This window comes from Bacillus sp. FSL K6-3459 (assembly GCF_038003305.1).
In the GTDB taxonomy this organism is placed as follows: domain Bacteria; phylum Bacillota; class Bacilli; order Bacillales; family Bacillaceae; genus Bacillus; species Bacillus pumilus_O.
The window spans coordinates 2,313,018-2,333,648 of the sequence record NZ_JBBOOW010000001.1 but is presented as its reverse complement, the minus strand read 5'-3'; the positions used below and the strand labels follow the sequence as shown (position 1 = coordinate 2,333,648).

Annotated in this window: 29 protein-coding genes; 25 read left to right on the top strand and 4 right to left on the bottom strand. The window is 41.5% G+C overall.

Translation table 11 applies throughout. The features are described from left to right. Nucleotides 1-80: 80 nt before the first annotated feature. From MHI35_RS11845 to MHI35_RS11830, 4 genes are all read left to right on the top strand, one after another. Nucleotides 81-1,706, top strand: a complete 1,626-nt coding sequence (locus MHI35_RS11845; protein WP_335349043.1) for a xylulokinase — start codon at nucleotides 81-83, stop codon at nucleotides 1,704-1,706. After that, nucleotides 1,700-2,404 (top strand): L-ribulose-5-phosphate 4-epimerase, encoded by a 705-nt coding sequence (locus tag MHI35_RS11840; RefSeq protein WP_335349044.1) that lies wholly within the window; start codon nucleotides 1,700-1,702, stop codon nucleotides 2,402-2,404. The genes MHI35_RS11845 and MHI35_RS11840 overlap by 7 nt, the downstream gene beginning before the upstream one ends. 17 nt (nucleotides 2,405-2,421) lie before the next feature. Beyond that, nucleotides 2,422-3,843 carry an L-arabinose isomerase gene (araA, locus tag MHI35_RS11835; RefSeq protein WP_211063001.1) on the top strand — a complete coding sequence of 474 codons (1,422 nt, stop codon included), beginning with the start codon at nucleotides 2,422-2,424 and terminating at the stop codon, nucleotides 3,841-3,843. 81 nt (nucleotides 3,844-3,924) lie between these two features. After that, entirely contained in the window at nucleotides 3,925-5,265 is a 1,341-nt protein-coding gene (locus tag MHI35_RS11830; protein ID WP_012010667.1) for a sugar porter family MFS transporter, read from the top strand. 241 nt (nucleotides 5,266-5,506) lie between these two features. On the opposite strand, the gene MHI35_RS11825 is transcribed toward MHI35_RS11830, so the two are convergent. Next, nucleotides 5,507-5,719 (bottom strand): hypothetical protein, encoded by a 213-nt coding sequence (locus MHI35_RS11825; RefSeq protein ID WP_144498612.1) that lies wholly within the window; start codon nucleotides 5,717-5,719, stop codon nucleotides 5,507-5,509. Nucleotides 5,720-5,942: 223 nt separating this feature from the next. Here MHI35_RS11825 and MHI35_RS11820 point away from each other — a divergent pair, with 223 nt between their 5' ends. From MHI35_RS11820 to MHI35_RS11800, 5 genes are all read left to right on the top strand, one after another. After that, nucleotides 5,943-6,230, top strand: coding sequence for a spore coat protein (locus MHI35_RS11820; protein ID WP_211063002.1), 288 nt, complete (start codon nucleotides 5,943-5,945; stop codon nucleotides 6,228-6,230). Nucleotides 6,231-6,356: 126 nt separating this feature from the next. Continuing rightward, a complete protein-coding gene (locus MHI35_RS11815) occupies nucleotides 6,357-6,851 on the top strand; it encodes a GNAT family N-acetyltransferase (protein WP_211063003.1) in 495 nt (164 codons plus the stop codon). A 16-nt stretch (nucleotides 6,852-6,867) separates the two neighbouring features. Then, entirely contained in the window at nucleotides 6,868-7,422 is a 555-nt protein-coding gene (locus MHI35_RS11810; RefSeq protein WP_211063004.1) for a delta-aminolevulinic acid dehydratase, read from the top strand. Nucleotides 7,423-7,582: 160 nt separating this feature from the next. Next, nucleotides 7,583-8,995 carry a polysaccharide deacetylase family protein gene (locus MHI35_RS11805; protein WP_335349045.1) on the top strand — a complete coding sequence of 471 codons (1,413 nt, stop codon included), beginning with the start codon at nucleotides 7,583-7,585 and terminating at the stop codon, nucleotides 8,993-8,995. 94 nt (nucleotides 8,996-9,089) lie between these two features. Beyond that, a complete protein-coding gene (locus tag MHI35_RS11800) occupies nucleotides 9,090-9,281 on the top strand; it encodes a hypothetical protein (protein ID WP_003217441.1) in 192 nt (63 codons plus the stop codon). Between the two features lie 47 nt (nucleotides 9,282-9,328). Here the strand turns inward: MHI35_RS11800 and MHI35_RS11795 are convergent, their stop codons facing one another. Then, nucleotides 9,329-9,460, bottom strand: a complete 132-nt coding sequence (locus MHI35_RS11795) for a hypothetical protein (RefSeq protein WP_260850340.1) — start codon at nucleotides 9,458-9,460, stop codon at nucleotides 9,329-9,331. A gap of 151 nt (nucleotides 9,461-9,611) precedes the next feature. On the opposite strand from MHI35_RS11795, the gene MHI35_RS11790 reads away from it, so the two are divergent. From MHI35_RS11790 to MHI35_RS11775, 4 genes are all read left to right on the top strand, one after another. After that, nucleotides 9,612-9,788, top strand: a complete 177-nt coding sequence (locus tag MHI35_RS11790; RefSeq protein ID WP_335349046.1) for an NUDIX hydrolase — start codon at nucleotides 9,612-9,614, stop codon at nucleotides 9,786-9,788. A 92-nt stretch (nucleotides 9,789-9,880) separates the two neighbouring features. Beyond that, nucleotides 9,881-10,036 (top strand): hypothetical protein, encoded by a 156-nt coding sequence (locus MHI35_RS11785; RefSeq protein WP_335349047.1) that lies wholly within the window; start codon nucleotides 9,881-9,883, stop codon nucleotides 10,034-10,036. 32 nt (nucleotides 10,037-10,068) lie between these two features. Continuing rightward, on the top strand, nucleotides 10,069-10,485 hold the full coding sequence (locus MHI35_RS11780; RefSeq protein ID WP_217016652.1) for a hypothetical protein: 417 nt from the start codon (nucleotides 10,069-10,071) through the stop codon (nucleotides 10,483-10,485). 9 nt (nucleotides 10,486-10,494) lie between these two features. Then, nucleotides 10,495-10,791: a DUF3986 family protein gene (locus MHI35_RS11775; RefSeq protein WP_335349048.1), complete on the top strand. Its 297-nt coding sequence runs from the start codon at nucleotides 10,495-10,497 to the stop codon at nucleotides 10,789-10,791. Nucleotides 10,792-10,901: 110 nt separating this feature from the next. Here MHI35_RS11775 and sigK read toward each other — a convergent pair whose 3' ends face one another. Then, nucleotides 10,902-11,630 carry an RNA polymerase sporulation sigma factor SigK gene (sigK, locus tag MHI35_RS11770; RefSeq protein WP_034738387.1) on the bottom strand — a complete coding sequence of 243 codons (729 nt, stop codon included), beginning with the start codon at nucleotides 11,628-11,630 and terminating at the stop codon, nucleotides 10,902-10,904. Nucleotides 11,631-11,861: 231 nt separating this feature from the next. Here sigK and MHI35_RS11765 point away from each other — a divergent pair, with 231 nt between their 5' ends. The 4 genes from MHI35_RS11765 (at nucleotide 11,862) to MHI35_RS11750 (ending at nucleotide 14,939) form a co-directional block, all read left to right on the top strand. Beyond that, nucleotides 11,862-12,983, top strand: a complete 1,122-nt coding sequence (locus tag MHI35_RS11765) for a Rap family tetratricopeptide repeat protein (protein ID WP_211063007.1) — start codon at nucleotides 11,862-11,864, stop codon at nucleotides 12,981-12,983. Nucleotides 12,984-13,159: 176 nt separating this feature from the next. Beyond that, nucleotides 13,160-13,900, top strand: coding sequence for a polysaccharide deacetylase family protein (locus tag MHI35_RS11760; protein ID WP_211063008.1), 741 nt, complete (start codon nucleotides 13,160-13,162; stop codon nucleotides 13,898-13,900). 82 nt (nucleotides 13,901-13,982) lie between these two features. Beyond that, on the top strand, nucleotides 13,983-14,711 hold the full coding sequence (locus MHI35_RS11755) for an SGNH/GDSL hydrolase family protein (protein ID WP_223251261.1): 729 nt from the start codon (nucleotides 13,983-13,985) through the stop codon (nucleotides 14,709-14,711). Nucleotides 14,712-14,789: 78 nt separating this feature from the next. After that, on the top strand, nucleotides 14,790-14,939 hold the full coding sequence (locus MHI35_RS11750; protein ID WP_162900857.1) for a hypothetical protein: 150 nt from the start codon (nucleotides 14,790-14,792) through the stop codon (nucleotides 14,937-14,939). A gap of 136 nt (nucleotides 14,940-15,075) precedes the next feature. On the opposite strand, the gene MHI35_RS11745 is transcribed toward MHI35_RS11750, so the two are convergent. Continuing rightward, nucleotides 15,076-15,216, bottom strand: a complete 141-nt coding sequence (locus MHI35_RS11745; RefSeq protein WP_003217327.1) for a sporulation histidine kinase inhibitor Sda — start codon at nucleotides 15,214-15,216, stop codon at nucleotides 15,076-15,078. A 362-nt stretch (nucleotides 15,217-15,578) separates the two neighbouring features. Here MHI35_RS11745 and MHI35_RS11740 point away from each other — a divergent pair, with 362 nt between their 5' ends. The 8 genes from MHI35_RS11740 to MHI35_RS11705 are packed head-to-tail and all read left to right on the top strand — an operon-like array spanning nucleotide 15,579 to nucleotide 20,596. Beyond that, nucleotides 15,579-16,100, top strand: coding sequence for a YqeG family HAD IIIA-type phosphatase (locus MHI35_RS11740; RefSeq protein ID WP_044139602.1), 522 nt, complete (start codon nucleotides 15,579-15,581; stop codon nucleotides 16,098-16,100). Nucleotides 16,101-16,102: 2 nt separating this feature from the next. Then, entirely contained in the window at nucleotides 16,103-17,203 is a 1,101-nt protein-coding gene (gene yqeH, locus MHI35_RS11735) for a ribosome biogenesis GTPase YqeH (RefSeq protein ID WP_144455833.1), read from the top strand. A 21-nt stretch (nucleotides 17,204-17,224) separates the two neighbouring features. Then, the gene (gene aroE, locus MHI35_RS11730) at nucleotides 17,225-18,067 is read left to right on the top strand and encodes a shikimate dehydrogenase (protein ID WP_335349049.1); all 843 of its coding nucleotides are present in this window, start codon (nucleotides 17,225-17,227) and stop codon (nucleotides 18,065-18,067) included. Beyond that, nucleotides 18,061-18,351 carry a ribosome assembly RNA-binding protein YhbY gene (gene yhbY, locus MHI35_RS11725; protein WP_012010646.1) on the top strand — a complete coding sequence of 97 codons (291 nt, stop codon included), beginning with the start codon at nucleotides 18,061-18,063 and terminating at the stop codon, nucleotides 18,349-18,351. The genes aroE and yhbY overlap by 7 nt, the downstream gene beginning before the upstream one ends. Nucleotides 18,352-18,364: 13 nt before the next feature. Beyond that, a complete protein-coding gene (locus MHI35_RS11720; RefSeq protein WP_211063010.1) occupies nucleotides 18,365-18,934 on the top strand; it encodes a nicotinate-nucleotide adenylyltransferase in 570 nt (189 codons plus the stop codon). Next, a complete protein-coding gene (gene yqeK, locus MHI35_RS11715; RefSeq protein ID WP_211063011.1) occupies nucleotides 18,924-19,487 on the top strand; it encodes a bis(5'-nucleosyl)-tetraphosphatase (symmetrical) YqeK in 564 nt (187 codons plus the stop codon). The genes MHI35_RS11720 and yqeK overlap by 11 nt, the downstream gene beginning before the upstream one ends. A 12-nt stretch (nucleotides 19,488-19,499) precedes the next feature. After that, complete coding sequence (gene rsfS / locus MHI35_RS11710) at nucleotides 19,500-19,856, top strand: ribosome silencing factor (protein WP_003217467.1); 357 nt, start codon at nucleotides 19,500-19,502, stop codon at nucleotides 19,854-19,856. Further along, nucleotides 19,853-20,596, top strand: coding sequence for a class I SAM-dependent DNA methyltransferase (locus MHI35_RS11705; protein ID WP_211063012.1), 744 nt, complete (start codon nucleotides 19,853-19,855; stop codon nucleotides 20,594-20,596). The genes rsfS and MHI35_RS11705 overlap by 4 nt, the downstream gene beginning before the upstream one ends. Nucleotides 20,597-20,631: the final 35 nt, after the last annotated feature.

Here is a 20,631-nt window from a genome sequence, read left to right as displayed (position 1 = left end):
TATTGTGAATGTGCACAGAGAATCAATGAATCTAGAAAATTAAAATTGAAACCGCTATCAATCATGGAGGTGAACGCAGAATGAATCATGAAGAGACGACCAAAGCCTTAAAAGAAGGACGGACATCTTTAGGGATTGAATTTGGTTCAACACGAATTAAAGCGATCTTAATAGATGAAGCGTTTCAGCCAATTGCCCAAGGGGCATTTGAGTGGGAAAGTTCTCTCCAGGAAGGAATTTGGACGTACAACTTAATTGATATCATTACAGGTCTTCAAGTAGCATACCGAGAAATGAAAGAGCAAGTTGAGCAAAGGTATGACGTAACCATTCAAACCATTGGCTCCATTGGGGTATCAGCGATGATGCATGGCTATGTGGCATGTGATCATACAGGAGAGGTCCTCGTTCCGTTTCGCACATGGCGGAATGCCACAACCATTGAGGCGAGTCGAAAACTGACGGATGTCTTCCAATTTCATATTCCAGAAAGATGGAGCATAGCCCATTTGTATCAAGCCATATTAGAAGAGGAAAAACATCTTTCCCGTTTAGAATATATGACCACCCTATCAGGATACATTCACTGGCTGTTAACAGGAAAGCAGGCCATTGGTATCGGGGATGCGTCAGGTATGTTCCCAATTGATGAACAAACGAAGGATTACAATGAAGAAATGCTCCATCAATTTGAAGACTTGATCGAAGAAAAGGGCTATCCGTGGAAGCTCCGTCATCTTCTGCCGCGTGTTTATTTAGCAGGCGAGGAGGCTGGCGTGTTAACAGCAGCAGGAGCAGCCATTTTAGATCAAGGCAAACATTTGCAGCCAGGGATTCCATTTTGCCCCCCAGAAGGTGACGCGGGAACGGGAATGGTGGCAACCAATAGTGTAGAAAAACGGACAGGGAACATTTCAGTTGGGACGTCTGTTTTTGCCATGATTGTGCTAGAACAGGAGCTAAAGGGTGTGTATCCAGAAGTGGATATGGTCACAACGCCGGACGGACTGCCAGTCGCAATGGTTCATGCGAACAACTGTACAAGTGACTTGAATGCTTGGATGAATATCTTCAGAGAGGCATTCGACGCACTAGGCGTGCAAGTGTCGTCAGAAAAGGTATATGCAGCCTTATTACAGCAGGCGTTAGAAGCAGATCGAGATGGCGGAGGACTCTTAAGCTATGGCTATTATTCTGGTGAAAATATTACAAGAATGCCAGAAGGAAGACCTCTTTTTGTCAGATCAGCTGAAAGCCGCTTTAATCTGGCTAACTTCATGCGTACCCATCTTTTTTCTGCTTTTGGTGCAATGAAAATAGGGATGGATCGGTTAAAAGAACAAGAACATGTTGTAATAGATCGTTTGTTAGCACATGGAGGGTTATTTAAAACACCGCTCGTTGGTCAAAAAATGGTGGCAGCAGCGCTTGATACACCTGTATCAGTCGTTTCTACTGCGGGAGAAGGCGGTGCGTTTGGAATGGCTGTTCTCGCTTCTTATATGCTCCATCATCAAAAGCAGACATTGGCTGAATTTCTCACGCATCAAGTGTTTGCCCATACATCAGAAGAACTGATAGAACCCGACCCGCTTGATGTCAAAGGCTTTAGTGAATTTTTAAAGCGCTATCAAGACGGCCTTCCGATTGAAGAGGCAGCAGTAGCACATCTGATGCCAAAGAAAGGAGTGACAACTGTATGCTAGAACGCTTAAAAGAAGAAGTATTCGAAGCCAATTTAGATTTACCAAAATACGGACTTGTGAAATTCACATGGGGCAATGTCAGTGCGTGTGATCGTGACAGCGGTCTATTTGTTATTAAGCCTAGCGGTATAGCGTATGATCAATTATCAGCGAAAGACATGGTTGTGGTCGACTTTGACGGTGAAGTAGTGGAAGGGGAATACAGCCCTTCATCAGATACAGCAACACACGCGGTCCTTTACAAACACTTTGAGGAAATTGGCGGTATTTCACATAGCCATTCCATGTGGGCAACTGTTTGGGCGCAGGCAGGTCTCGATTTACAGGCAATGGGCACAACACATGCCGATACATTTTACGGGGCTGTTCCATGTGCTCGATTTCTGACAGAAGAAGAAGTCAATCGCGGTTATGAGGTAGAAACGGGCCGGCTGATCATCGAAACGTTTGAGAAAAGAAACTTAGATGTGATGGCAGTGCCGGGTATATTGCTTCAAGGTCACGGTCCATTTACGTGGGGGAAAGATGCAAAAAATGCGGTCACAAACAGTGTGATTTTAGAAGAAGTCGCCAAAATGAATTTATTCGCAAAGCAATTAAATGAATACGCGGAGCCTCTTCCGCAGCGAATTTTAGATAAACATTACTTAAGAAAACATGGCGAACATGCGTATTACGGACAAAAACCTTCAAGATAAAGAAAAGAGGGATACCTATGTTAACAAGTCAACATAAAGAATGCTGGTTTATTGTCGGATCACAGCATTTATACGGAGATGAAGCACTACAGAAAGTAAAAGCAGATGCACAAAAAATGACGGATGCCTTAAATGAGAGCGGTTTACTTCCTTATCCAGTGATCTTGCAGGAGCTAGCTGTCAGCGCAGATCAAATCACAAAGCTGATGAAAGAGGTCAATTATCGTGATGAGGTTGTCGGCGTCATGACGTGGATGCATACATTTTCACCGGCAAAAATGTGGATACGCGGGACCAATCTTTTGCAGAAGCCTCTTTTGCATCTTGTCACACAGTATTATGAAAAAATTCCGTGGGACACGATCGATATGGATTATATGAATCTTCATCAATCGGCACATGGAGACAGAGAATATGGCTATATCAATGCACGTTTAAATAAACAAAATCAAATTGTTGCAGGTCATTGGTCTAAGCCGGATGTGCAGCAACAAATCGCTGATTGGATGGATGTGGCAGCCGCCTATCATGAAAGCTTTCAGATTAAAGTGGCAAGGTTTGGTGACAACATGCGCCATGTGGCTGTCACAGAAGGAGATAAAATCGAAGCCCAGATTCAGTTAGGGTGGACCGTTGATTACTTTGGGATAGGCGATCTCGTCGAATATGTGAATGCAGTAGAAGAAGCAGAGGTAAATGCATTATTTGCAGAGTATTTATCGCAATATGATGTGGATTATGGAACGTATTCAGTTGAAGATTGGGAAAAAAGTGTCAAGGAGCAAGCACGGTATGAGATTGCCATCCAACGCTTTTTAGATGAAGGCGGCTACAATGCTTTTACGACGAACTTTGAAGATTTACATGGAATGAAGCAACTGCCAGGACTTGCGGTACAGCGGCTGATGGCAAAAGGATATGGCTTTGCCGGGGAAGGCGATTGGAAAACGGCTGCGCTGGACCGATTATTAAAGGTGATGAGTCATCATCAATCCACTGGTTTTATGGAGGACTATACGTATGAAATGACGTCTGGACAGGAAGCAGTGCTGCAATCTCATATGTTAGAAGTAGATCCGGCGCTTGCCCATACGAAACCTGTCATTGTCGTATCTCCGCTTGGAATCGGAAACAGGGAAGATCCAGCTCGCCTTGTGTTTGATGGAAAAGCTGGGGAAGGTGTTGTCGTTTCTATTGCTGATTTTGGCACTCATTTCAAATGGCTCATACAAGAAGTCGAAGCCTTTGAGCCGGAGGAAGCAGCACCTCATTTACCGGTTGCACGTGTGCTCTGGAAAATCAAGCCGAATTTTCAGGACGGCGTCAAAGCATGGATTAAGCAAGGTGGGGGTCATCATACAGTCGTATCCCTCAATTTAACGGTTGATCAAATGGTTCATTTTGCAAAGCTTGTAAATGCAGAGTATGTGGTTTTATAGAAGGGTGAAAGGTCTTCTACTGAGTGCAGTAGAAGCACGGGATGAAATGTAAGCGGTTAATTAAGTGAGGGGGTCATCCACTTGGAGAAAAAAGTGTCAAGCAAATTTATCTTCTTTTTCGGGTCCTTTGCAGGCATCTTATTCGGATATGATATTGGGATTATTGCAGGGGCAGAAGGACATATTCAGCAAGAATTTCAGCTCAGCCCATTATGGCTTGGAATTGTCGTCTCTTCATTAATGGGCGGGGCGATTATCGGCTCCATTTTAAGCGGTCTGTTAGGGGATAAATTTGGCCGGAGAAAGCTTATTTTGGTCTCATCCGTTATCTTTTTTGTCGGAGCGATCGGATCAGCTATCGCACCAGAAGAGATTTCATTAACCATTGCACGTATCTTTTTAGGAACAGCCGTTGGTACAGCCTCATCTTTGGTACCGGCATACATGTCTGAAATTGCTCCTGCTAAAATTCGCGGGAAATTGTCTGGGCTCAATCAGCTCATGATCGTGAGCGGACTATTGCTAAGCTATATCGTTGCATTTGTGTTTGAACCTATTCCAGACAGCTGGCGCTGGATGCTCGGTAGCGCCGCTTTATTTGCTATCGTGCTTTATATTGGGATGCTGAAGCTTCCTGAATCTCCGAGGTATTTAATTAAACACGGAATGGCGCATAAAGCACGGGAAGTATTAGGGTCACTACGCTCTTCTCGTGAAGAAATTGAAGAAGAAATGCAGGAAATTTTAGAAGTCGCGAAAGAAGAACGCTCTGGTATTCGCGAATTGTTCCAAAAGAAATTCAGAATGGCTCTTTTTATAGGGGTTGGGATGGCGACCCTTCAGCAAATTCAAGGGGCGAACTCCATTGTGTACTATGCAACAAGTATTGCTCGAAATGTAGGGCTTGCACCTCAAGTTGCTGCAGGTTTTACAGTGATTGTCGGTGTCATTTTTGTCGTCACCACCGTGATCTTTTTACAATTTGTCGACCGATTCGACCGCCGAACGATTCTCACCGTAGGGGGAACGGGCATGGCTCTTTCTTTCTTTGCACCAGCTGCATTAGGTGCTCTTGGCGTTAGTGAAGGAATTTTAAACTGGGTGACCTTAATTTCACTTTGCTGCTTTATCTTGTGCTACGCCTTCTCATGGGCACCGATCACGTGGATCATCATCGGCGAAATTTTTCCGCTTTCTGTCAGAGGTATCGGCGCAGGTATTTCATCTGCCTTTAACTGGACGGGATCGTTAGCTGTTGGACTCGTGTTCCCTATCCTGGCAGACAAATTCAGCTTCGGGGTCATTTTCTCCTCGTTTGGTGTCATCTGCTTAATCGGACTATTATTCACCCGCTTTGTGCTAGTTGAAACAAAAGGAAGAAGCCTAGAACAAATCGAAACCGATATGGCAGCACGAGTATAAAGAAAACCCTCTATCCCATGTGGATAGAGGGTTCAGCGTGTAGACAAACCCTCGCATTTGGTGTCAGTCCTGCGTGCTGGTGCTCACGAATGACAAATTCGCTCCGCTCCAGTACTCGTCCTTCCTAGGGCTGCAAAGGTTTTCTATCACGCTGAAAAGAAGACAAAGGGCTAAAATCAAGATCATTTTAGCCCTTTGTCAACAATCTGAAACCCTCTATCCCATGTGGATAGAGGGCTTTTTACTCAAGCGTCTGTTTTAGCTCATCCGGCAATAAATCAATCAATTGATCATAAGAAGACAGGTCCAGCACTTCAAGCAGTGCATAATATTTCGCATAAACCTCACTCAGCTGATCAGGATGATTCGTTTCATATCGATTCAAATGTAATTGAGTCAATTCAAGTGCAATGTCTAGCTTGCTTCGTTCGATTGGTTGTGTCGTATTAATCATATCGTTCACCTCGTGTTTGATGATGAGTGGGAGGGTTATGGCGTCCTATTTCTGCTACCATAATATATCATTTGTATAATATGTTAAAGTTGCCATTTTGTAAAGAAAGAGAAAACGAGATAAATAGTGGATTTTTTTAAAAATAGACAAGCATCTAATCACAAATGACGTCTCTTACATACGATACAGTGTAAGTGAAAGACAAATTGAAGGGGTGCTTGAGATGAGCCGATTAGATGATTTTTTCTTTGGACCTCGCAGAGGAAACCAAGGAGGAGATGAAACGGTTGTTTTCCCCACACGTCAAATTGTCAACACAAGAACGAATGAACAGACTATCAGAAAAATTCATCCAACGCATATCACAAACGTCAATAAAAACATCAAACGAATTGAAAACTACTATCCTGTCACTGAATCGACTCAAAATGAGTATATCGTGAAAGAATACGATTGTGGCAGTGATATCAAAAACCCTTGCTGCCGTCCTGTGAAACGCTGCAAGTGGTAATGGACGGAGGCATCCTGTTATGGGATGCCTTTTTATTTTCAGGAGAAACATTTTGATCAAAAGCTCCTTTCAAGATAAAATTGGAAGTATCAATCTTCTATTGGAGGCGATGTTCTGAATATTCGATTGTTAACACCAGATGATGCTGAAGAATATGCTGCGTTGAGACTAGAAGCACTACGATTACATCCAGAGGGCTTTGCGATGAGTTATGAAGAAGAGCAGATCGGTACAATAGAAAAATACGCAGCCCGTTTTGCTTCTGTTCAATCTATGTGGACTTTTGGCGCTTTTGAACAAGGGAAGCTTGTGGGCATGGTCACGCTCATCCAAGAAAGCTTACAGAAATTAAAGCACCGGGCGAATGTAGTAGCGATGTATGTTAAAGCGGGTGCCCGCGGGAAAGGTGTAGGCAAGGCCTTGATAACGGAAGTTCTTTCCTTTGCGAGAGATCGACAGGACATCGAGCAAATGTATTTATCAGTCGTGACAACCAATCACTCAGCCAAACGCTTATACCGCTCTGTTGGATTTGAGTCATACGCGCTTGAAGAAAAAGCACTAAAATGGCCAGATCATACATATGCAGATGAGGAAAAAATGGTTTTATTTTTATCATAGTCTGGAGGAGATAAAAGTGAATCAACAGGCCATGCGCATCATGTTAGCAGCAGGACCAAATAGTGAACTAGAATCTTTTGCGCTGCGTGCAGCACTTGAAAACTTCGGCGTGAAAGTCGATATGCAATGGATCGGAAGACCAAATGACCTGATCAATGTGTTATCTGGAAAAAATAGAGGAGAAACCGATTATATTCTTCTATCATTTCATGGGGAAGAAGGAGCATTTCTCATGCCGGAATTAGGAAAAGATGTATACGAAGATGGGGAGCCTAGAAGCGCTGCTTTTGGAGCGGATGACATCAGGCAGTATGCTTCATTAAAAGGAGTTCACGTTATTTCTACAGGCTGCACACTAGGTGAGAAAAAACTAGCAGATGCCTTTTTAGAAGCAGGTGCCATGTCCTATGTAGCGCCGGATGATTACATTGATGGAAATGCAGCATTTATCTTTGTATTGACCATGCTTTATGAGCGCTTGAACAATACAAAGACGGTCAGAGCGGCTTTTGATCGAGCGAGTTCGATTGATGAAGAAACGAGATTATTTCAACTATATATGCAAAAATAATGAGAGGGCTGAGAAATCAAGCCCTTTTTTCTATTCCTCTTTCTAAATGTGTCTAAAATGTGACGATTATGTTTTTTCAAAACTAAATGGGGTTCGCACAAAGTCTATCCTACAAACACACGTCATTAAGGCATGACGCCATCACGAGAGGGGAATTATTGTGTCAAAGAAATGGAAAATTAGTCTCGTCCTATGCGTACTTGCAATCATCATCGGAATTGCTGCGTTTTATCATAATCAGCAGGCAAGTGGGACGGAGAGGAAGAAAGTAGAACAAGATGCGAGCTATAAAGAAGTGGAAATAGTCACCCTCGTGAATGACGGGAGATACATGAGATATGCTGTCAACTATCCGGTGTTTCATCAAAAAAAGCTAGATCAAGAGATGAAAAGATTTGCAGAAACAGCGCTAGACAGATTCAAAACATCATTTAGTGAAGCAAGCGATGTCGATGAAGATCATCGGTATGAATTAAACATAGATTACGAGATCATTCATTATGCCAAACAAACCGTTGCGATCAAATTTAAAACATATGAATTGAAAGGCGGAGTAAAAGGCGCACATCAAACGAAGTTATTCAATTTTGATTTCAAGAAACAGCATTTTTTATCAATAGATGATTTGTTTTTATCAAAGAAAGAAGATTTACAAAAACTGTCACATATGACATTTGATGAATTAAAAAAAGATCGCTCTCTTGCTGAAAATGAGCATTTGCTCAAGCAAGGAACGTCTCCTGCTGCAGAGCATTATCAGTATTTTGCCATCAAAGATCGTTTTATTGAATTCTACTTCCCAGCAGGACAAATCGCACCAAGCGAACAAGGTCCTCAAGTGCTGGCGATTAAAAAAACACTGCTTAAAGGAATGTTAAAGCCTGAATACATTCATAAAGAAAAGAACAAAAATGAGAAAAAAGAACCAATCTCACAAAGAAAGCTTGTCAAACTGCCAAAACAAGCAACCTTCAACCCAAATCAAAAAGCCATTGCCCTGACATTTGATGATGGACCAAATCCATCCACGACCTCAAAAATCTTAAAAGCCTTAAAAGAAAACAAAGGACATGCCACATTTTTTGTATTAGGAAACAGGGTACAATATTACCCTGATATGCTAGGTGAAATCAGAAAGGGTGGGAATGAAATCGGAAATCATTCCTATAGTCATCCTTTACTCACAAGACTGCCATTAAAACAAGCCGTCAAACAAGTGGAAGAGACCCAGCAAATCATTGAAAAAGCGGGCGGGTTCACCCCAACTCACTTTAGACCGCCATATGGAGGAACAAACGGGCAAATCAACGCGGCTGTTAACATGAAAGTCACGCTTTGGGACGTAGATCCTGAAGACTGGAAATATCGCAACAGCGAGTACGTTGCCAACTACATTCTCACACATGCATCTAGCGGAGAAACTGTTTTGATGCATGACATCTATGACACCTCGGCAAACGCAGCCGTCACGATTATCAAGGAATTAACCAAACAAGGGTATCAATTATTGACAGTATCAGAGCTTGAACAGTGGAAGGAAGCCCGGGCGAAGAAAGGTGAATTGAATATGTAATGATTATGCGAATCTTAGTGGATTCGCATTTTTTTAAATCAAATTATGAAAATAAAGGAAATGATGTTAAAGTTGTAGAAAGGGAGGGCTTCGAATGGTATTGATGAGGTTGATCAGCCTATATATGCTGACAGCGTTTTGTTTGGGTTTTATCGTCAACTATGTACCTGGTTTGATGCTGCCCATTTATATTCTTGCGATGATCGGGCTCATTTTATGTCTCGTTCATATTGCGCTGCATTATATTCGTCGAATCAGATATATGTTGCTTCATGAGAAACGGTAAGAATAATGGCTTACTCTAAAAAACCTCTCTCTAAAAGAGTGAGGTTTTTATTTTTTCGGTTTTTGCTGTTCTAACAGTTGTATAATTTTCTCGTTTGATTCTTTCATTTGTCTTAATAAAGAAACGATATTCCCTGTAAACCCAATGAGGACAATAAGTAAAATGATGATGATCCACATGCTGTGGCCTCCAATCTGCTCACGAAAGCTGTTTGCTTTCTTATCCATTCTCTTGTATCAAGGATACCGTATAATGAATGTATTGAAATGAACAGTTCGTGCTATTTATTGGATAATTGATGAGAAAAGAGAATGATTGAGGGAGATTCATTTGAAAAGAGTAGACGTAGTATCAGCTATTATGAATGATGAGGCAGAAAATATTTTAATGGTCAAAAACGTAAAGGGATATTGGGAACTTCCTGGTGGTGCTGTAGAAAAAGGAGAACACCTGCATCAAGCCGTGATCCGCGAGGTGAAAGAAGAGACAGGTATGTTTGCAAAGTAAAGGAACTTCATTCGGTTCGAGAAGCATACTTTCAAGACAAAAAGCATCATGCACTGATGATTACCTTTTTTGCTGAAATCACCGGAGGACAAATGAGTATTTTTGATCCGGATCATGATATTGAAGAAGTAAAATGGGTCAGCAAGCAAAACTTTCAAAAGCTAAACCCAAAGCTATATCACTTGCTAAAATTAAACGAAGAACCACAAGCTTTTTATCAATTTGAAGGAAATAGAACTGTTGGTTAACAAGTTGATATAGGCATGAAGGAGCGATATTAATGTTTTTATACTACGGCCCCACAGGAGCTCCAGTAGAAAATCCGGGAGAAGAATTCATGAAAAAGATTTTCTTTCAGGAGGGTGAAGAGTATTGGACACAAGGTAATGGGGAATCTTCCATTGAGATGGAAGAAGATGGGGAAAGTGAAAGTCTAGTTTTCTTTTATACGGAACCGTATGGGTTCTTGATCATGAGATATCCAAATTTTTTGGTCCCTTTTAAAAAGGAAGAGAAAATTGAAACGATCGAGCATTTTGTCGCAGGAGCCCCATTGTATGTGCCGTCGTGCAGCTATGTCGATCGTTATAAAGCGTATCAAATCGTTCACCATTTTTTGACGACAAAAACAGTTCCTGACCTTGTTGAATGGGTTGAGTTGAGGGATATTGATTTTCAGAAGGATATGAAAAGTTAGGAGCGCAAGATGAAGTTGGGTACAGAAGAAAAATTACAGAGAATAGACGATACTATGCATTTACATGTAGGGTATTATGAACATGGTTTTGATTATGAAGGCGTGTTTTTTAAGAGTTTAGATACCGGAAGATGGTTATTGTTTTTTGATCATAAAAGTTATGGGGTAACACTTTTGAAGGAATATGAGGAGTGGGATGATCTCGGGCTATTGATTGGAGATTATCTGATTGAAGATGATTTAATTGAGGAGGAAGGTCATAAGCATTTTAAGCGTTTCTTAAAAGAAAATAACATAGTGAAATAAATGAGGATAAAACATGACATAGTTTTTTGTGTATGTCAGCTCTATTGTGATGTTCAAAAAAACAGACCCAACAAGGTCTGTTTTTTATTAGTAGTTGGAAGGAATTATTTTCACTTCCCCTTCTCTCGCTTCCGTTTCTCCTTCTCCGCCCGGTAAAACTCATGAAACATCTTCATCAGCGCTCGCTTCTCAATACGTGATACATAACTCCGCGATATCCCGAGCTCCTTGGCTATTTCCCGCTGCGTTTTTTCTTTCTTTAAATCAAGTCCGAACCGGCCGACGATCACTTCTTTTTCCCGGCCGTCGAGAATGTCGATATACTCCTTTACTTTTTCAAGCTCCATGTTGAGCTGAATCGTATCAATCACATCTTCATTTTCGGATTTTAAGACATCAATTAAAGAAATTTCATTGCCTTCTTTATCCTGACCAATGGGGTCATGCAAGGAGACATCTTTTTTTGTCTTTTTGAGCGCGCGTAAATGCATCAGGATTTCATTTTCAATACACCGCGCGGCATACGTTGCCAGCTTTGTTCCTTTTCCAGAGGAATAGCTTTCGATGGCTTTAATGAGTCCGATCGTCCCGATGGAGATGAGGTCTTCTGCGTCTTCCCCGGTATTTTCAAATTTCTTGACAATATGGGCGACGAGCCGAAGGTTATGTTCAATCAGCATATTTCTCGCGTGTTCATCGCCCTGTGCCATAAGGGCTAAGTATTTTTTTTCATCATCTCCCGAAAGGGGCTGTGGAAAGGCATTGTTTTTGACATAGGACACTAAGAACACCAATTCTTTGACCATCAATCCCATCGCTGTAAATACTCCTGCCACGATTTTCACCTCCACCATGTTTAGGCCACTGCCTATATCCTCAAATGTATGTGAAGGGGGGATTGTCTGTGTCTGTACGATGAAAAAATCATCTTTTTCGAAAAAAACGGGCTTCTGTGCGTCTGTTTTTGCTGCCATTTTCATATGTTTGCGGTTTCTTTGCGGTGCTTGGCGGTCAAGAAGCGTGCTAAAATATGTAATATTAGACCGAAAAGGAAGGGGTTTTTTCGGAACATGGGGAAGGTTCTTTCTTCACATGTAGGTATGAAAATTAATGAATGGTATCGAATGATACGGCAGTTCAGTGTTCCAGATGCGGAAATCCTGAAAGCAGAAGTAGAAGCGGAAATTGAACGGATGGAAGAGGACCAGCATTTACTGATTTATTATCAGCTCATGTGTTTTCGGCACCAGATCATGCTTGACTATATACACCCTTCAAAATATCAACCTTTCTCAGTATCTAATCTTGTCGATAAAATCGAAAACTCCAATCATGAGTTATCTGATATGCTGCATTATTACCATGCATTTTTTCGTGGCATGCATGAGTTTAGTCAAAAAGAATATTTAGAAGCCGTCAAATATTACCGAGTGGCAGAAAAACAGCTGTCCATGGTATTTGATGATATTGAGCAGGCTGAGTTTCATTTTAAAGTAGCAGAAGCCTACTATATTATGAAGCAAACGCATGTCTCGATGCATCATATTTTAAAGGCGCTGGAAATATACGATCAGCATGATGCTTATTCAATTCGCATCATTCAGTGCCTGTTTGTGATTTCAGGAAACTATCAAGATTTAAAACGAAAAGACCGGGCACTGCCTCATTTAAAAAAGGCAAAACAGCTCGCATCACAAATTGATCATCCGCGGATATACAGTTCAGCGCTTTATAATTTAGGGAAATGTTATGGGGAGCTGGGCTACCTTGAGGAAGCAGAACGCTATTTAACAGAATCGGCTGATATTGCCAGTAAAGAGCAACTTCCCACGCTTCCACATACGCTCTATACGCTGGCAAAACTGCTTTTTAGACAAAATGAACAAGTAGCAGCATGCCGCATATTAGAAGATGGAAAATTAGCTGCAAAGAAGCATGAAGACCTGCTGTTCTGTCATATGTTTGAGTATCTAGATGCTTTATATGTTCAAGAAATGAATGAAGAACAACTGCAAAAAACCATTGATTATTTGGAAAAACTTAGCCTATACTCTTATATAGAGGATATCTCACTAGAAATTGCGACAGCCTTAGAAGCCTCTCAACAATACCAGAAGTCCAACCAGTATTATCAGAAATTATTATGGGCTCAAAATCAAATCCAAGAAGGAGAGTGTCTGTATGAATTCTAAGCAACGTTCGACAGTTGAAGAGAGAAACCAAACGTGAAACAAAAAGCGGGCCTGATGGCCAGCTTTTTTTTATGTAAAAAAAGAAGTTAGAGATGCGGATCGTGACCACGAATGCTGAATGATTCATCAAAAAGCGGGCAATTTAATCTGTAAGAATGTTCTGTGGAGGCGGTCAAATGAGAGGGTTGCATGTCTTGCTGTGTATATTACTGCTATGCACGTTTGTTCCTAATAAAATAGAAGCTCGAACATTAAAAAGAATCGACCTAGAAAAAACAGGACGAGCTTTTTGGGACATGAGACAGGAACGAAAAAAGATTGCACTGACCTTTGATGATGGACCTCATCCAGTGTACACGAATCAAGTCTTAGACGTGCTGAAGGAGCATCAAGTGAATGCCAGCTTTTTTGCTATAGGCAGCCGGATTCATACATATCCAGACATTGCGAAACGAATCGTAGGCGAGGGAAATGAGCTTGGCAACCACACGATGAATCATACGTATTTTGACCTGTTATCTTCAAAGGAGATCAAGCAGGAGCTAAAAGAATCAGCGGCTCATATCGCTTCGCTTCAGCCTGGCGGGCCCTTATTATTTCGTCCTCCTGGTGGCCGCTTGACGATGAAATCTTTCCGCATTTTGTCTAAACAAGGATATGATGTGGTCATGTGGTCCTTTACGCAAGATCCGAAGGACTGGTCAAGACCAGGCGCACACAAAATTGCGAGCCGAATTATTGATCATATTCAAGGCGGCGATATTATTCTTTTGCATGATGGCGGGGGAAACCGGAAGCAAACGGTCGAAGCACTGAAACAAGTGATTCCTGAATTAAAGGATCGAGGCTATGAATTTGTTAAAGTGAGCGAACTACTGCATCATGACAAAGCGTATGTACCAGTTCAACTGCAATAGGAGATTCGTCAAAAACAGTCATTCATTGAAACCAAAAGTCTTGTCGTTTACTATATGAAGAGGGCTTTTGGAGGTGAATGTTGTGAAGAAATATGTTGTCCTTTTCATCCTACTTTGTGTCGCTGCTGGGTGCTCAAAGCCAGAACAAGAAAGTGTCATTGCATTTGGCGACAGCAATACAAAGGGATCAAATTGGGACTTTCGAGATTATCCAACATCTGAAAAATGGGTGAATCTCATGAAAAACGTCGAGCGCGGTCAAATTCAAGTGAAGAACGCAGGAATTGGCGGGCAGACGACTGAAGATGCGAAGCTGCGCTTTGAGCAGGATATTTTAAAGCAGAAACCAACTTACGTCCTCATCATGTTCGGGACGAATGATGCGGCGATTTTAGACGGGAAACATCCCCGTGTGACGAAAAAAAGGTTTAAAGAAAACGTAACCTACTTCATTTCTGAGAGTAGAAAAGCAGGCATTACCCCGATTCTCATGACGTGCGTCCCTGTTGTAGAAGGCGGAAAAAAGGGCTTGTATTATTACTCTAGGTATAAGTCATCTTATTTTGCTGAGAGAGGCGGGGCAAGAGCTTGGCAAAATTCCTATAATGACATCACGAGAGAAATAGCCAAGGATCATCAAGTACCGCTTGTTGACAACTGGAAAGCGTTCATCCGAGAAGCAGGCGAAGATAGTGACAATGCGCTGATTCAATCAGGTTTGATCGACCCTTCTGGCAATCATATGACGCCAAAAGGGGCAAGAATCATTTATAACGAAATCAAAGAGCGTGATGTTATTAAACATTTTTAAATGATGGTCATCTGCCTAAACAAGACCATCCATCCAGCATAGTCTAACAGTATATCTTCCTAGAAGGAGGTAACTGATATGTGGGGATGCTCTTATCCTTACCCTGCGTGTTCGCCTTATCCAGCTCAAGGAGCAGGTATCGGTTACGCTTTTCTTGTTGTGTTCCTTGTGGTCATTTTGGTCGTAGGTGGAGGGTTATGGTTTTGGAATGAACAGCCTTGCAAATAAGACACCTCTTCTTTACTTGAGAAGGGGTGTTTTTTACGGAAAATAGTAGTAAGCCTATAGCGCAAGTGATATAATATCAGTCACCTGAGTTTAAAAAAGGAGAGTGCTCGGGAGGCATGGTTCCTGTGATATGGAATTAAGAGGAAACAGAGAGCATATGCCCGAGCGAACGTCTTTTCATTTCTGTCTCAATTAATTCAATGAAGTCGCGATTTAAGTTCATTTCATTTGCTTTATAGTACGATTCTATAAGTAAATCATCTGACAGCTTTTTCATACTAGAAACCCATATGATGGGAAAAACACCTCCCCTGAAAAAGTTGGCATAAAACTTGAGGAAAAGACATATCATCATAGGTTGATCGAATGTCTCTGAAGTACCTTTAATCTACCATGAATGGGAAACAAGAACAATCGTTCTGTTATCCACATGGTGAAGTGGATAACTTGTGGGTAGAGTGTTTATAATTGAATGAAAGCGTGATGAAATATAGGTGGATAATGTGTGTAAAATTATCCACACCTGTTGAAGGTCCTCATCATATGTCGAAAACTTTTTCATTGTATTCGATAGACAGACAAATTGTGATTTGATTCGACACAATCGCTGAAAAACCAATGGAAGAAAGGGTGCAAATTGTGCTAAAGAAGTATTTCTTACCGGATGAATTTGTGAAAAGCATTTTCCACATTTCACCGCAAAAACTAAAAGAACGAAATGTAAAAGGAATTATTACCGATTTAGATAACACACTAGTAGAATGGGATCGTCCAAGTGCGACGCCCCGCTTAATTGAATGGTTTCAAGAAATGAAAGATCACGGGATCCAAGTGACGATTGTATCGAACAATAATGAAAAAAGGGTCAAGCTTTTTTCTGAACCAGTTCATATCCCGTTTATTTATAAAGCGAAAAAACCGATGGGAAGAGCTTTTAATAAGGCCGTCGCTGATATGCAATTGAAAAAAGAAGATGTGGTGGTTATTGGGGATCAGCTCATGACCGATGTTCTAGGCGGGAATCGTCACGGCTTCCATACGATTTTGGTCGTTCCTGTTGCTGCCTCAGACGGATTTTTCACTAAGTTTAACAGGCAGATTGAACGCAGAATTTTAGGAGCCTTAAAGCGTAAGGGCCACATTCAGTGGGAGGAAGAGTAATAATGGAAAAGGTTGTTTGTATTGGCTGCGGTGTAGCCATTCAGACGGAAGATAAAGATCAATTAGGATATGCGCCGGCAGCATCTCTATTGAAAGAAGATGTGATCTGTCAGCGCTGTTTTAGGTTAAAGAACTACAATGAAATACAAGATGTTTCTTTAACGGAAGACGACTTTTTAAATATATTGCACAGCATCGGAGAGACAGATTCTCTGATTGTCAAGGTCGTTGATATTTTTGACTTTAACGGAAGCTGGATAAATGGGCTGAGTCGTATTGTCGGTGGTAACCCGATTTTACTCGTCGGCAACAAAGTAGATATTTTACCGAAATCCGTGAAAAAAGATCGTTTGGTTCATTGGATGAAACGGGAAGCGAAAGAAAACGGCTTGAACCCGATCGATGTGTTCTTAATCAGTGCAAGCAGAGGTCAGGGCGTCCCTGAGGTAATGGAAGCGATCGATCATTATCGCGAAGGAAGAAATGTCTATGTCGTTGGCTGTACGAATGTTGGGAAATCCACATTTATTAATCGAATCATCAAAGAGGTATCTGGCGAAGAGAACGTAATCACCACATCCCAATATCCAGGTACAACTCTTGATGCCATTGAGATCCCGCTTGATGACGGATCTGCTCTATTTGATACGCCGGGCATTATCAACCGCCATCAGATGGCGCACTATGTCAGCAAAAATGACTTGAAGATCTTAACCCCGAAAAAAGAATTGAAACCGAGAACGTTCCAATTAAATGAAGCACAAACGCTTTATTTTGGTGGACTTGCTCGATTTGATTATGTCAAAGGCGGCAGAACGTCATTTGTTTGCTATATGCCAAATGAGCTGAACATACACAGAACAAAGTTAGAGAACGCAGATGATTTATATGAAAAACATGCAGGAGAACTGCTATCACCGCCATCAAAAGAGGGGATGGAAGATTTTCCTCCACTCGTTCCGCATACCTTTACCATTGATCAGCCGAAAATGGATATCGTCTTCTCAGGCTTAGGGTGGATCACGGCAAATGATGCAGGTAAGCAAATCAAAGTCTATGCGCCAAAAGGCGTGCATGTGTTTTTGAGACGTTCGTTAATTTAATTGTTTAGAGGGGGAGAGACCTTGAAACCTTTATACGGAGTAATCGGTAACCCTGTTGGCCATTCAATGTCTCCGGATATTCATAATGCAGCATTAAAGGATGCTGGAATTGATGGACATTATCACGGCTTTCAAGTAGAAAATGATGACCTGAAAGATGCGATTAGCGGTATGAAAGCCTTAGGAATCAGCGGCTTTAACGTCACTGTCCCGCACAAGGTAGACATCATGCAGTACCTGGACAAAATTGATGTAACAGCTGAACGCCTGCGTGCCGTCAATACGGTGCGGCTTGAAGAAGGTCAGCTCATTGGGTACAACACAGATGGAGAGGGCTTTCTTCATTCATTGCTTGAAGCCTTGGATCAGCCATTATCAGAGCTTTCATTTCTCTTAATTGGTGCTGGCGGAGCGGCAAGAGCTATTTATACGACAATTGCTGACTATGCACCGAAAAGCTTTGATATCACCAACCGCACCATTGAAAAAGCTGAGGCTTTAATTAAAAGTGCAGATGGGAACATCACTTCTAGTGCCATTACATTAAAGACGGCGGAAGAGCAGCTTGGGGAATATGATGTCATCATCCATACGACCTCTATTGGTATGCACCCGAATGTTGAAGAAACCCCGATTTCTTTAGCAAATGCAAAAAAAACAGCGGTTGTTTGTGATATTGTGTATAATCCAATAGAAACAAAACTGCTCAGAGAAGCAGCCGGGTTAGGTTTGAAAACAGTAGATGGTGTCGGCATGTTTGTTGGACAAGCAGCGAGAGCTTTTGAACTGTGGACAGGCATCACGCCTGACGTAAGAAAAATGAAGTCAATTGTGATACAGAAATTAGGAGGAACACCATGTTAAAAGGGAAACAAAAACGTTTTTTACGTGCAAAAGCACATCATTTATCACCTATTTTTCAAGTAGGAAAAGGTGGGGTAAATGACAATATGACCAAGCAGATTTCCGAAGCGCTTGAAGTAAGAGAACTGTTAAAAGTCAGCATATTACAAAACTGCGACGAGGACAAAACGGAAGTTGCGAAAGCACTTGTCAAAGGTACAAAAGCTGAACTTGTTCAAACGATCGGAAATGTGATTGTCCTTTATAAAGAATCGAAGGAAAACAAACAAATTAAGCTGCCGTAAAGGTGGATATGATATGAAAAAAATAGGATTGTTCGGCGGTACGTTTGATCCTCCTCATAATGGGCATTTGCTGATGGCAAATGAGGTGCGTTTTCAAGTAGGGCTTGATGAAATTTGGTTTATCCCAAGTCACAAGCCTCCTCATAAAACAGATCGGAAGCGAGCAGATAGTCATCACCGGGTGAAAATGGTGGAAGCGGCGATCGAGTCAAATCCACATTTTCGGCTGGAGCTCATTGAAATGGAGCGGGAGGGTCCATCTTATACAGTAGATACGGTGGAGCTTTTAAAGAAGCGTCATCCTGAAGATGAGTTCTTTTTTATGATTGGAGCGGACATGGTCGAGTATTTGCCAAAATGGCATCAGATTGATGATTTGCTTCAGATGATTACTTTTATTGGGATGAAAAGACCGGGTTATACCGGAAATACGACATATCCTCTTTTATTTGCAGATGTTCCAGCTTTTGATGTATCATCGACATTGATTAGGCAGCGAATCATGCAGGAAAAACCTGTCGATTATTTGATACCGAAACCTGTTGAGCGTTATATAAAGGAGCATCACTTATATGAATCGTGAAGAAGCATTGAACTGTGTCAAAGAGCAGTTAACAGAGCATAGATATACACATACACTCGGGGTTATGGAGACAGCCATTTCATTAGCGGAACGGTTCGGTGCAGATGTGAAAAAAGCAGAGATCGCCGCTATTTTTCATGATTATGCGAAATTTAGACCAAAGGATGAAATGAAGGGAATTATCCAGCAGGAACAGATGAACCCTCTATTGCTGGAATATTCGCCAGAGCTTTGGCATGCCCCGGTCGGTGCCTATTTGGTTAAAAAGGAAGCAGCTATTAACGACCAAGACATTTTAACGGCTATTGAATTCCATACATCAGGCAGACCCAACATGACATTACTTGAAAAGGTCATTTATGTCGCTGATTATATCGAACCAGGACGTCATTTCCCTGGTGTTGAAGAAGTAAGAGAGTTAGCAGAGCGAGATTTGGATAGCGCACTGATTCAGTCACTGAAAAACACGATCAGCTTTTTATTGAAAAAGAATCAGCCAGTCTTTCCAGATACGCTTGCGACTTACAACTCACTTGTGCACAAGAACAATTAAGGAGGAATTTGGATGGATTCATCATCAATTTTAAACGTCGCGGCAGGAGCATGCGATGATAAACGGGCTGAAGATATTATTGCCCTTAATATGCAAGGAATTTCACTTGTTGCCGATTATTTTCTCATTTGTCACGGGAACTCTGATAAACAAGTGCAGGCCATTGCAAGAGAAGTAAAACATCTTGCAGAGGAAAGTGGAATCGAAGTGAAGAAAATGGAGGGCTTTGATGAAGCAAGATGGGTATTGATCGATCTTGGTGATGTCATTGCTCATGTGTTCCACAAAGAAGAAAGAGGATACTACAACCTAGAGAAGCTATGGGGAGATGCGCCGAGAGAAACGCTTTCACTTGGCATTAACTCATGATTTATCAAGGGTTTGCAGGTGTGTATGACGAGCTCATGACACATGCACCTTATGATGAATGGGTTCAGTGGATCCAGCAGAATATCAAACCGAATGCTGCCATTATTGATGTTGGCTGTGGAACTGGAGAGATTGCTCTTCGGTTAGCTGAAAAGGGTCACGCAGTCACAGGAATTGACCTCAGTGAAGAAATGCTCGCCTTCGCGCAGCAAAAAGCACAGGCGAAAAAACAGTCCATTCAATTTTTACATCAAGATATGAGAGAGCTGACGGGTTTTGAGCAAGTCTTTCAAGTGGCGGTTATTTGCTGTGATTCCTTGAATTACTTAAAAAATGAAAATGACGTCAAAAAAACCTTTAAAAACATGTTTCAGCTTTTAGAGGAAGATGGGGTTTTACTCTTTGATGTTCATACTCCTTATAAAATGGAAGAGGTATTTCCAGGTTCGACTTATGCCGATCAAGATGATGAGATCAGCTATATTTGGCAGAGTGATAAAGGGGATGACATGTATTCAGTCATTCACGATTTAAGCTTTTTTGTAAAGGATGGAGATGTGTATCAGCGTTATGATGAGACACATGAACAGCGTACATTTTCATTTGAGACCTATGCGGCGTTCCTTGCGTCCGCTGGCTTTGAACAAATAGAAGTGACTGCTGATTTTACAAATGAAGCGCCTGGGGAATTTGCCGAAAGATATTTCATTTCAGCTAAGAAACCAAAAACCATCGTTTAATGGAACGATGGTTTTTTAAAACCCTTTTTTCGCTT

Bases quoted from the DNA above. Each gene is read 5' to 3' on its own strand.
- MHI35_RS11750 (WP_162900857.1), top strand. From the start codon at position 14,790: ATGTGGGGATGCTCTTATCCTTACCCTGCGTGTTCGCCTTATCCAGCT.
- MHI35_RS11800 (WP_003217441.1), top strand. From the start codon at position 9,090: ATGGTATTGATGAGGTTGATCAGCCTATATATGCTGACAGCGTTTTGT.
- MHI35_RS11775 (WP_335349048.1), top strand. From the start codon at position 10,495: ATGAAGTTGGGTACAGAAGAAAAATTACAGAGAATAGACGATACTATG.
- MHI35_RS11780 (WP_217016652.1), top strand. From the start codon at position 10,069: ATGTTTTTATACTACGGCCCCACAGGAGCTCCAGTAGAAAATCCGGGA.
- MHI35_RS11760 (WP_211063008.1), top strand. From the start codon at position 13,160: ATGAGAGGGTTGCATGTCTTGCTGTGTATATTACTGCTATGCACGTTT.
- MHI35_RS11825 (WP_144498612.1), bottom strand. From the start codon at position 5,719: ATGATTAATACGACACAACCAATCGAACGAAGCAAGCTAGACATTGCA.
- yqeH (WP_144455833.1), top strand. From the start codon at position 16,103: ATGGAAAAGGTTGTTTGTATTGGCTGCGGTGTAGCCATTCAGACGGAA.
- MHI35_RS11795 (WP_260850340.1), bottom strand. From the start codon at position 9,460: ATGTGGATCATCATCATTTTACTTATTGTCCTCATTGGGTTTACAGGG.
- MHI35_RS11785 (WP_335349047.1), top strand. From the start codon at position 9,881: ATGAGTATTTTTGATCCGGATCATGATATTGAAGAAGTAAAATGGGTC.
- yqeK (WP_211063011.1), top strand. From the start codon at position 18,924: ATGAATCGTGAAGAAGCATTGAACTGTGTCAAAGAGCAGTTAACAGAG.
- MHI35_RS11745 (WP_003217327.1), bottom strand. From the start codon at position 15,216: ATGAAAAAGCTGTCAGATGATTTACTTATAGAATCGTACTATAAAGCA.
- MHI35_RS11845 (WP_335349043.1), top strand. From the start codon at position 81: ATGAATCATGAAGAGACGACCAAAGCCTTAAAAGAAGGACGGACATCT.
- araA (WP_211063001.1), top strand. From the start codon at position 2,422: ATGTTAACAAGTCAACATAAAGAATGCTGGTTTATTGTCGGATCACAG.
- MHI35_RS11705 (WP_211063012.1), top strand. From the start codon at position 19,853: ATGATTTATCAAGGGTTTGCAGGTGTGTATGACGAGCTCATGACACAT.
- yhbY (WP_012010646.1), top strand. From the start codon at position 18,061: ATGTTAAAAGGGAAACAAAAACGTTTTTTACGTGCAAAAGCACATCAT.
- MHI35_RS11820 (WP_211063002.1), top strand. From the start codon at position 5,943: ATGAGCCGATTAGATGATTTTTTCTTTGGACCTCGCAGAGGAAACCAA.
- MHI35_RS11720 (WP_211063010.1), top strand. From the start codon at position 18,365: ATGAAAAAAATAGGATTGTTCGGCGGTACGTTTGATCCTCCTCATAAT.
- MHI35_RS11765 (WP_211063007.1), top strand. From the start codon at position 11,862: ATGGGGAAGGTTCTTTCTTCACATGTAGGTATGAAAATTAATGAATGG.
- rsfS (WP_003217467.1), top strand. From the start codon at position 19,500: ATGGATTCATCATCAATTTTAAACGTCGCGGCAGGAGCATGCGATGAT.
- MHI35_RS11840 (WP_335349044.1), top strand. From the start codon at position 1,700: ATGCTAGAACGCTTAAAAGAAGAAGTATTCGAAGCCAATTTAGATTTA.